The 6579-nt window shown below is 47.7% G+C and carries 1 protein-coding gene; it reads right to left on the reverse strand.

The genetic code is table 11. The features are described 5' to 3' along the window. Positions 1-19 precede the first annotated feature (19 nt). The coding region (locus HDE70_RS26720; protein WP_183892354.1) for a gliding motility-associated C-terminal domain-containing protein at positions 20-6579 on the reverse strand (6560 nt) is incomplete at its 5' end.

Below are 6579 nucleotides of genomic sequence, written 5' to 3' on the forward strand. Positions count from 1 at the left end.
GACTCAATCTATCGTTCTGTTATTTTAATAATTCAATCCAACCTTTATAGCTTTTGGTATTCTGGCCTGTTTTCAACTGAAGTACATAGTAGTAAGTACCTCCGCTTAAGCCTTCGCCCGTCCAGCTGTTATCGTAATTTGTGGCCCTGTAAACCTGGTTACCCCATCTGTTATAAATCAGCAGTACAGATCCTGGATAATGTTCAATTCCAGGAATGACAAGCCTGTCATTTTTACCATCACCGTCTGGTGTGATTACGTTTGGAATGATGATATCAGGCAGAACTGAACTCAATGGGTTAGTAGTACAGTTAGGACAATCAGAAGAATTAGGATTATTCGTTCTGCTATTGACTACTACTGTATTGATTAAACTACCTGTAAAGGTTACCGGTGTCTGAACAGTTACCTCATAAACTGCTGTTAATCCGTTTGGCAGCACAGCTATAGTTTCATTGAGATCAGTTGTTCCGCCAATGTTAGGGTAGGTTAATCCGGTTACTGGTATGGCTGCCCATTTGGTAATCCTGGTTCCTGCCGGAGCCACATCTTTGATGTTCACATCAAGTGCGTCATTTGGCCCGTTATTGGTCACCTTGATGGTATAAATCACTGCATCTCCTGTAACAAAGTTTTGCTGTGCAGGATCTTTCAGTGTTTTAACCACCACCAGTGATGCTTGCGGACTAGAGCTGATCGGTGCAGTAGTGCAAGTGGTACAAGGTCCTGGAGTAGGGTCAGGTGTTGTACTGGTTGCAGTTACCGAGTTACTCAGGTTACCTGTAAAGGTTGCCGGTGTCTGAACAGTAACTTCATAAGTAGCAGTTTTTCCGTTCGCTAAAGTAGCCAGTGTCTCATTCAGATTTCCGTTACCCGATGTATTCGGATAAGTTACACCCGCAGCAGTTATTGCTGTCCAGCTGCTGATTGTCGTTCCTGCCGGAGCGGTATCCGTAATAGTTACCGCAGCAGCATCACTTGGGCCGTTGTTGGTCACATTGATTCTGTAAACAACTGCCTGACCCGGAACAAAGCTTGTTTGTGCTGGGTCTTTCAGTGTTTTGACAGTATTCAGATGTGCCATTGCACTGGCAGCAGCAGGGAGTGGGGCCGTGGTACAAGTTGTACAAGGGCCCGGAGTAGGATCAGTTGTTGTACTGGTAGCTGTTACCGAGTTACTCAGGTTACCAGTGAAGCTGGCCGGTGTCTGAACAGTTACTTCATAAGTTGCAATCTGGCCATTGCCTAAGGTTGCAATTGTCTCGTTCAGATTACCTGTGCCCGATGCATTCGGATAAGTAACTCCCGCAGAAGCTATAGCAGTCCAGCTGCTGATTGTCGTTCCTGCCGGAGCGGTATCCGTAATAGTTACCGCAGCAGCATCACTTGGGCCGTTGTTGGTCACATTGATTCTGTAAACAACTGCCTGACCAGGAACAAAGCTGGTTTGCGCTGGGTCTTTCAGTGTTTTGACAGTATTCAGATGTGCCATTGCACTGGCAGCAGCAGGGAGTGGAGCCGTGGTACAAGTTGTACAAGGGCCCGGAGTAGGATCAGTTGTTGTACTGGTAGCTGTTACCGAGTTACTCAGGTTACCAGTGAAGCTGGCCGGTGTCTGAACAGTTACTTCGTAAGTCGCAGTGAGGCCGTTGCCTAAAGTTGCAATTGTTTCGTTCAAATTACCTGTACCAGAAGTATTCGGATAAGTAACTCCCGCAGAAGCTATAGCAGTCCAGCTGCTGATTGTCGTTCCTGCCGGAGCAGTATCAGTAATGGTTACCGCAGCAGCATCACTCGGGCCGTTGTTGGTTACGTTGATTCTGTATACGACTGCCTGACCAGGAACAAAGCTGGTTTGCGCTGGGTCTTTCAGTGTTTTGACAGTATTCAGATGAGCCATTGCACTGGCAGCAGCAGGGAGTGGAGCCGTGGTACAAGTTGTACAAGGGCCCGGAGTAGGGTCGGTTGTTGTACTTGTAGCCGTTACTGAGTTACTCAGGTTACCAGTGAAGCTGGCCGGTGTCTGAACAGTTACTTCGTAAGTCGCAGTGAGGCCGTTGCCTAAAGTTGCAATTATTTCGTTCAGATTACCTGTGCCGGATGCATTCGGATAAGTAACTCCCGCAGAAGCTATAGCAGTCCAGCTGCTGATTGTCGTTCCTGTCGGAGCAGTATCCGTAATGGTTACCGCAGCAGCATCACTCGGGCCGTTATTAGTCACGTTGATTCTGTAAACAACTGACTGACCAGGGACAAAACTGGTTTGCGCTGGGTCTTTCAGTGTTTTGACAGTATTCAGATGAGCCTGGCCGCTTGCAGGTAGTGGAGTCGTGGTACAAGTTGTACAAGGGCCCGGAGTAGGGTCGGTTGTTGTGCTTGTAGCCGTTACTGAATTGCTCAGGTTACCTGTAAAGCTGGTTGGTGTCTGAACAGTTACTTCGTAAGTTGCAGTCAATCCGTTGGCTAAGGTAGTCAGCGTTTCAGTCAGGTTACCAGTACCCGAAGCATTCGGATAAGTTACCCCTGGTGAAGTGATGGCAGTCCAGCTGCTGATTGTCGTTCCTACCGGAGCAGTATCAGCAATGTTTACCGCAGCAGCATCACTTGGGCCGTTGTTGGTTACGTTAATAGTATAAACGACTGCCTGACCAGGAACAAAGTTAGCTTGCGCTGGATTTTTCAACGCTTTCACGATGTTCAGATGCGCTCTTGTTCCCGGTGTTGTTGTTGCTGTAGAAGTGTTATTACCTGAAGCCGGATCGTTTTCGTTACCGGTAATGGTTGCTGTATTGGCATAAGAACCAATTGCATTTACGGTAGCGGTAATGGTTAGCGTAGAGGTAGCAGCATTATTTAATGTACCAATTGTCCACAGTCCTGTCGCAGGAACATAAGTTGTACCCGCTGGCGGAGTTGAACTTACGTAAGTGTAACCAGAAGGAAGCAGATCTGTTACGACGATACCTGTACCATTACTCGGGCCATTGTTAGTGGCAACCAGTGTAAACACGACGTTACTTCCAACTGCCGGGTTGGCATTGTCTACGGTTTTCACCAGGTCTAAGTTGGTGGTTGCTGTAGGCGTTGTTATTGCTGTTGAGGTATTGTTACCTGGCGTCGGATCATTCTCATTACCTGTAATTGTTGCTGTATTGGCATAAGAACCAGTTCCATTTACGGTAGCGGTAATGGTTAACGTCGAAGTTGCAGCATTTGTTAAAGTACCGATTGTCCACAGACCAGTGGCAGGAACATAAGTGGTGCCCGCTGGTGGCGTAGAACTTACGTAAGTGTAACCAGAAGGAAGCAGGTCTGTTACGACGATACCTGTACCATTACTTGGGCCATTGTTAGTGGCAACCAGTGTAAACACGACGTTGCTGCCTACTGTAGGTGTAGGGTTATCTACCGTTTTCACCAAGTCTAAGTTAGTGGTTGCTGTAGGCGTTGTTGTTGCCGTTGAGGTATTGTTGCCCGGCGTCGGATCATTCTCGTTACCTGTGATTGTTGCCGTATTGGTATAAGTACCAGTTGCATTCACGGTAGCGGTAATAGTCAGTGTCGATGTAGCGGCATTTGTTAAAGTACCGATTGTCCACAGTCCGGTTGCAGGAACATAAGTGGTGCCCGCTGGTGGCGTAGAGCCCACGTAAGTGTAACCAGAAGGAAGCAGGTCTGTTACCACGATTCCTGTACCGTTACTTGGGCCATTATTGGTGGCAACTAAGGTGAAGATTACGTCTGTGCCTACTACAGGAGTGGCGTTGTTTACAGTTTTCACCAGGTCTAAATTGGTAGTTGCTGTAGGAACTGGCGTTGCCGTAGAGGTATTGTTACCCGGTGTCGGATCATTCTCGTTACCGTTAATCGTTGCCGTATTGGCATAAGAACCAGCTGCATTTACCGTGGCGGTAATGGTCAGCGTAGAGGTTGCAGCATTTGTTAAAGTACCGATTGTCCACAGACCTGTTGCAGGAACATAAGTGGTACCCGCTGGCGGCGTAGAACTTACGTAAGTGTAACCAGAAGGAAGCAGGTCTGTTACCACGATTCCTGTACCATTACTTGGGCCATTGTTGGTGGCAACCAGTGTAAACACGACGTTGCTGCCTACTGTAGGTGTAGGATTATCTACCGTTTTCACCAGGTCTAAATTGGTGGTTGCTATAGGAGCCGGTGTTGCCGTAGAGGTATTGTTACCCGGCGTCGGATCATTTTCGTTACCTGTGATCGTTGCTGTATTGGCATAAGAACCAGTTGCATTTACCGTAGCAGTAATGGTCAGTGTCGAGGTAGCGGCATTTGTTAAAGTACCGATTGTCCACAGTCCGGTTACAGGAGCATAAGTAGTACCAGCCGGAGGCGTAGAACTTACATAGGTGTAACCAGCAGGAAGCAGATCTGTTACGACTATGCTTGTACCATCACTTGGGCCATTGTTAGTGGCAACAAGTGTAAAGACTACGTTGTTTCCAACCGCAGGCGTAAGGTTATCTACCGTTTTTACCAGGTCTAAATTGGTGGTTGCTGTAGGAACCGGAGTCGCTGTCGAGGTATTGTTACCCGGAGTCGGATCATTCTCGTTACCGGTAATCGTTGCCGTATTGGCATAAGAACCAGTTGCATTCACGGTAGCGGTAATGGTCAGTGTCGAGGTAGCGGCATTTGTTAAAGTACCGATTGTCCACAGACCAGTTGCAGGAACATAAGTCGTACCCGCTGGCGGCGTAGAACTTACGTAAGTGTAACCAGCAGGAAGCAGATCAGTAACTACTATACCTGTACCATCACTTGGGCCATTGTTGGTGGCAACCAGTGTAAACACGACGTTGCTGCCTACTGTAGGTGTAAGGTTATTAACCGTTTTCACCAGGTCTAAGTTGGTGGTTGCTGTAGGAACTGGTGTTGCCGTAGAGGTATTGTTACCCGGTGTCGGATCATTCTCGTTACCGGTAATACTAGCAGTATTGGCATAAGAACCAGCTGCATTTACGGTGGCGGTAATGGTTAGTGTCGAGGTAGTGCCATTAGCCAGTGTACCGATTGTCCACAGACCGGTTGCAGGAACATAAGTCGTACCAGCCGGAGGCGTAGAACTTACATAAGTGTAACCAGCAGGAAGCAGATCTGTTACAGCTATTCCTGTACCATCACTCGGGCCATTGTTAGTAGCAACCAGTGTAAAGACTACGTTATTTCCAATAGCAGGGGTAGGATTATCTACCGTTTTCACCAGTGCTAAATTGGTGGTTGCTGTAGGAGTACTAGTAGCTGTTGAAGTATTATTGCCCGGAATCGGATCATTCTCGTTACCTGTGATCGTTGCTGTATTGGCATAAGTACCAGTTGCATTTACGGTAGCGGTAATGGTCAGTGTTGAGGTCGCAGCATTTGTTAAAGTACCGATTGTCCACAGTCCGGTTGCAGGAGCATAAGTCGTACCCGCTGGTGGCGTAGAGCTCACGTAGGTGTAACCTGCCGGAAGCAGATCAGTAACTACGATACCTGTACCATCACTTGGGCCATTGTTGGTGGCAACCAGTGTAAACACGACATTATTCCCAACAGCAGGAGTGGGGTTGTCTACCGTTTTCACCAGTGCTAAATTCGTAGTTGCTATAGGAACCGGTGTTGCTGTTGAGGTATTGTTACCCGGAGTCGGATCATTCTCGTTACCAGTAATATTAGCAGTATTGGCATAAGTACCAGCTGCATTTACGGTAGCGGTAATGGTCATTGTTGAGGTCGCAGCATTTGTTAAAGTACCGATTGTCCATAATCCGGTTGCAGGAACATAAGTCGTACCAGCCGGAGGCGTAGAACTTACATAAGTGTAACCAGCAGGAAGCAGATCTGTAACCACGATACCCGTACCATCACTTGGGCCATTGTTGGTCGCAACGAGTGTAAACACGACGTTATTTCCAACAGCAGGTGTAGGATTATCTACTGTTTTCACCAGTGCTAAATTGGTGGTTGCTGTAGGAGTGCTAGTAGCTGTTGAAGTATTATTACCCGGAATCGGATCATTCTCGTTACCAGTAATACTAGCAGTATTGGCATAAGAACCAGCTGCATTTACGGTAGCGGTAATGGTCAGTGTAGAGGTTGCAGCATTTGTTAAAGTACCGATTGTCCACAGACCGCTTGCAGGAACATAAGTCGTACCCGCTGGTGGCGTAGAGCTCACGTAGGTGTAACCAGCCGGAAGCAGATCAGTAACTACGATACCCGTACCATCACTCGGGCCATTATTAGTAGCCACCAGGGTAAACACGACGTTATTTCCAACAGCAGGGGTAGGATTATCCACGGTTTTTACCAGTGCTAAATTGGTGGTTGCTGTAGGAGCTGGTGTGGCTGTCGAGGTATTGTTACCCGGTGTCGGATCATTCTCGTTACCGGTAATCGTTGCCGTATTGGCATAAGAACCAGCTGCATTTACGGTAGCGGTAATGGTCAGTGTCGAGGCCGTACCATTAGTCAGTGTACCGATTGTCCACAGACCGGTTGCAGGAACATAAACCGTACCCGCTGGTGGCGTAGAACTTACGTAAGTGTAACCAGAAGGAAGCAGAT

Origin of the sequence: Pedobacter cryoconitis (assembly GCF_014200595.1) — a bacterium.
GTDB lineage: Bacteria > Bacteroidota > Bacteroidia > Sphingobacteriales > Sphingobacteriaceae > Pedobacter > Pedobacter cryoconitis_C.